Below are 3830 nucleotides of genomic sequence, written 5' to 3'. Positions count from 1 at the left end.
CGTCCCGCTGGGGCGGGGAGGCCGGCGGGATCGTGGTGCCGGGCGCCGGCGGCCGCAACGCGGTGCCGTGGGTGATCGGCGGCTCGGTGGCCCTGCTGGGCGGTGCCGTGGTGCTGGTCAGGGCGCTGCGCCGCCGCTGACCTGGCGCCGGCCGGGCGCGAGCCCGGAGAGCCGCGGGGACTGCCAGGGCCTAGACTGAACGCTCATGAGCAACGACCGCGACGCCCTGCTGGCACAGATCAAGGACAAGGCCGTCGTGCACGGCAAGGTCACCCTCTCCTCCGGCAAGGAGGCCGACTACTACGTCGACCTGCGCCGGATCACGCTGGACGGCGTGGCCGCCCCGCTGGTCGGCCGGGTGATGCTGGACGCGACCTCGCACCTGGAGTACGACGCCGTCGGCGGTCTGACCCTGGGCGCCGACCCGGTGGCCGCCTCGATGCTGCACGCCGCCGCCGCGCGCGGGCAGCAGCTGGACGCCTTCGTGGTCCGCAAGACCGGCAAGGCGCACGGCCTGCAGCGCCGGATCGAGGGCCCGGAGGTCAAGGGCCGCCGGGTGCTGGCCGTCGAGGACACCTCCACCACCGGCGGCTCGGTGCTGACCGCCGTGGAGGCGCTGCGCGAGGCGGGCGCCGAGGTGGTCGGCGTCGCGGTGATCGTGGAGCGCGGCGGCGCGGCCGCCGTCGAGGCCCAGGGCCTGGAGTACGTGACCGCGTACACCCTGGACGACCTGGGTCTCTGACCCCGACCCGCCGGGACGACAACGCCGGGACGACGAACGACCGAGGGCCGGTGCTGTTTCACGTGAAACAGCACCGGCCTCGGCGGGCGCTCAGCCCCGCCGGTGCCGGCCGCCGCCGGCCTGGACCTGGCTCTCCTCGTCGACCTCGGCGCCGACGCCGGCCCGCTTCTTCTTCCGCTCGCGCATGACCTCGATCAGGATCGGCGAGATGGACAGCAGGACGATCAGCAGCACCGCCGGGATCAGGTACTTGTCGATCACCGGGGCGAGCGCGTCACCGAAGAAGTAGCCGATCAGCAGCATGGACTCGGTCCACAGCACGCCGCCGATCACGTTCCAGACGAAGAAGGTCCGGGCGGGCATCTCCAGGGTGCCGGCGACCGGGTTCAGGAAGGTGCGGATGATCGGCATGAAGCGGGCCAGCACGACGGCCTTGCCGGAGCCGAACTTGTTGAAGTACTCCTCCGCCTTCACCACGTAGTCGCGGCGGAAGATCTTCGAATCGGGCTTGTCGAACATCTTCGGCCCGACCTTGGCGCCGATCAGGTGCCCGAGCTGGGCACCGGCGATCGCCGCGATCGGGCAGCCGATCAGCAGGACGGCGATCGGCAGCTTGGCGCCGTCACCGAGCACCGAGGAGGCTGCGTTCGAGGCGGCGACGCCCGCGAGGATCAGCAGCGAGTCACCCGGGAAGAAGAAGCCGACCAGCAGGCCGGTCTCCGCGAAGATGATCGCGATCAGCCCGATGGCGCCGAGGGACGAGATCAGGGATTTGGCGTCGAGCAGGTTGACGGCCAGCTGGTTGTAGTCCACGGGCGCAGGATAGCGGGCGCACCTTGCCGGCGACGCGGGCGTACCGTGCCGACGGCGCCCGGCCGGGACCGGTTCCGGCCCCCGCCGGGGCCGCCCGGGTGCCGCCGTGCGCTCGTACCGTGCGACGTTCCGCATGGCGGGCTCCTGCTGACCCGCGGGCACGAGTCTGGGAAGATGGCACAGGCGTCCGGTCCGCGGTGGCACACCACCCTCATGGCCGTACCGCGCAGGTCGCCGCGAACGTGCCGGAGAGCCACCACCGCAACGCCGCGCGTCGGCGGGCCGGCACGGAGTCGTCACGAAGGCGTACACAGCGTCGGACAGCACCGTCCGTACGCCGCAACCCGACAGGAGCGGATCGCATGCCCATCGCAACTCCCGAGGTCTACAACGAGATGCTCGACCGGGCCAAGGCGGGCAAGTTCGCCTACCCGGCCATCAACGTCACGTCGTCGCAGACCCTGCACGCCGCGCTGCGTGGTTTCGCCGAGGCCGAGAGCGACGGCATCATCCAGATCTCGACCGGTGGCGCGGAGTTCCTGGGCGGCCAGCACAGCAAGGACATGGTGACCGGCGCGGTCGCGCTCGCCGAGTTCGCCCACATCGTCGCCGCCAAGTACGACGTCACCGTCGCGCTGCACACCGACCACTGCCCGAAGGACAAGCTGGACGGCTACGTCCGCCCGCTGCTGGCGGTCTCCGCCGAGCGCGTGGCCAAGGGCGAGAACCCGCTGTTCCAGTCGCACATGTGGGACGGCTCGGCCGAGACCCTCGCCGACAACCTGGCCATCGCCCAGGAGCTGCTGGCCCAGGCCGCCGCCGCCAAGATCATCCTCGAGGTCGAGATCACCCCGACCGGCGGCGAGGAGGACGGCGTCACCCACGAGATCAACGACGAGCTGTACACCACCGTCAACGACGCCGTGCGCACCGCCGAGGCGCTGGGCCTGGGCGAGCAGGGCCGCTACCTGCTGGCCGCCTCCTTCGGCAACGTGCACGGCGTGTACAAGCCGGGCAACGTCGTGCTGAAGCCGGAGCTGCTGCGCGAGCTGCAGGACGCGATCGGCAAGCAGTACGGCAAGACCGACCCGTTCGACTTCGTCTTCCACGGCGGCTCGGGCTCGACCGCCGAGGAGATCGCCACCGCGCTGGAGAACGGCGTCGTGAAGATGAACCTGGACACCGACACCCAGTACGCCTTCACCCGCCCGGTGGCCGGCCACATGTTCGCCAACTACGACGGCGTGCTGAAGGTCGACGGCGAGGTCGGCAAGAAGAACACCTACGACCCGCGCACCTGGGGCAAGCTGGCCGAGGCCGGCATGGCCGCCCGCGTGCGCGAGGCCGCCGAGCAGCTGCGTTCGGCGGGCAAGCGCCTGAAGTGAGGCCCGCGCCCCGCGTAGGACCCGCGCCCCGAGCGTGAGAAACGGGTGCCCCCGGCGGACTCCGCCGGGGGCACCCGTACGTCGGGGGTGTCTACCGCTCTACAGCTCTGCCGCTCTCTACGGCTCTACCGATCTCTACGGCTCTGCCGCTCGACCGCGCTACTGCTTGAGCTCCGCGTACGCCTCCGCGCTGCTGTCCTTCAGGAACTGCCAGCAGCGGGCCTCCTCCTCGGTCTCCTTGATCGCGCCGGCCGCCCGGGCGAGCGCCGCCAGGCAGCGCAGGAAGCCGCGGTTGCCGCGGTGCTCCCACGGCACCGGGCCGTGGCCCTTCCAGCCGTTGCGCCGCAGCGCGTCCAGACCACGGTGGTAGCCGGTACGGGCGTAGGCGTACGACTCGACGTACCGGCCGGCCGCGTAGGCGTCGTCGGCCAGCATCGCCCAGGCGAGGCAGAAGACCGGGAACTCGGCCGCCACCTGGGTCGGGGAGGCCGATTCCTCCGCCAGCATCCGGTAGGGCCGCTCCTCCTCCGGGAGCAGGGTCGGTTCGGGACCGTCGAGAAGATTCCTGTGAATCGCCATGCCCTGAAGTCTGCCACCCGAGACGCAGGGGTCAACCGCCGTCCCGGACGGGCGGCCGCCACGGGCACCGGCACCGCCCGCGGGAAGGTGGACATTCACCCGTTCGCCATGCCAGTGTGAAGATCATGTCTGCAGCCCGATCCGTCGGCAGGCGCACCGCACCGCCCCGGAAGGGCGGTCGCCGACGCCGCCGGCAGCGGCGCAGACCCGGTCCTGGCATGCTCACGGCACTGGTGCTCTCCGTTCTGGTGCTGGGCGCCACGGCGGTCATGCTGAACCGCCCCTCGGCCACCCCGGCCACCACCCCGACC

4 protein-coding genes are annotated in these 3830 nt (G+C 71.5%); 2 read left to right on the top strand and 2 right to left on the bottom strand.

Annotation, left to right across the window (positions count from 1 at the left end; all coding sequences use genetic code 11):
* The first annotated feature begins 205 nt into the window (after positions 1-205).
* A complete protein-coding gene (gene pyrE, locus AE652_RS37210) occupies positions 206-742 on the top strand; it encodes an orotate phosphoribosyltransferase (RefSeq protein ID WP_049659651.1) in 537 nt (178 codons plus the stop codon).
* Positions 743-832: 90 nt separating this feature from the next.
* On the opposite strand, the gene AE652_RS37205 is transcribed toward pyrE, so the two are convergent.
* Positions 833-1555, bottom strand: coding sequence for a DedA family protein (locus AE652_RS37205; RefSeq protein WP_049659650.1), 723 nt, complete (start codon positions 1553-1555; stop codon positions 833-835).
* A 362-nt stretch (positions 1556-1917) separates the two neighbouring features.
* On the opposite strand from AE652_RS37205, the gene fbaA reads away from it, so the two are divergent.
* Positions 1918-2940, top strand: a complete 1023-nt coding sequence (gene fbaA, locus AE652_RS37200; RefSeq protein ID WP_049659648.1) for a class II fructose-bisphosphate aldolase — start codon at positions 1918-1920, stop codon at positions 2938-2940.
* A gap of 159 nt (positions 2941-3099) precedes the next feature.
* Here fbaA and AE652_RS37195 read toward each other — a convergent pair whose 3' ends face one another.
* The gene (locus tag AE652_RS37195; RefSeq protein ID WP_049659647.1) at positions 3100-3519 is read right to left on the bottom strand and encodes a DUF3151 domain-containing protein; all 420 of its coding nucleotides are present in this window, start codon (positions 3517-3519) and stop codon (positions 3100-3102) included.
* Positions 3520-3830 lie beyond the last annotated feature (311 nt).

Source organism: Kitasatospora sp. MY 5-36, from assembly GCF_001182915.1.
In the GTDB taxonomy this organism is placed as follows: Bacteria; Actinomycetota; Actinomycetes; order Streptomycetales; family Streptomycetaceae; genus Kitasatospora.
This window is presented reverse-complemented; position numbering and strand designations above follow the sequence as displayed.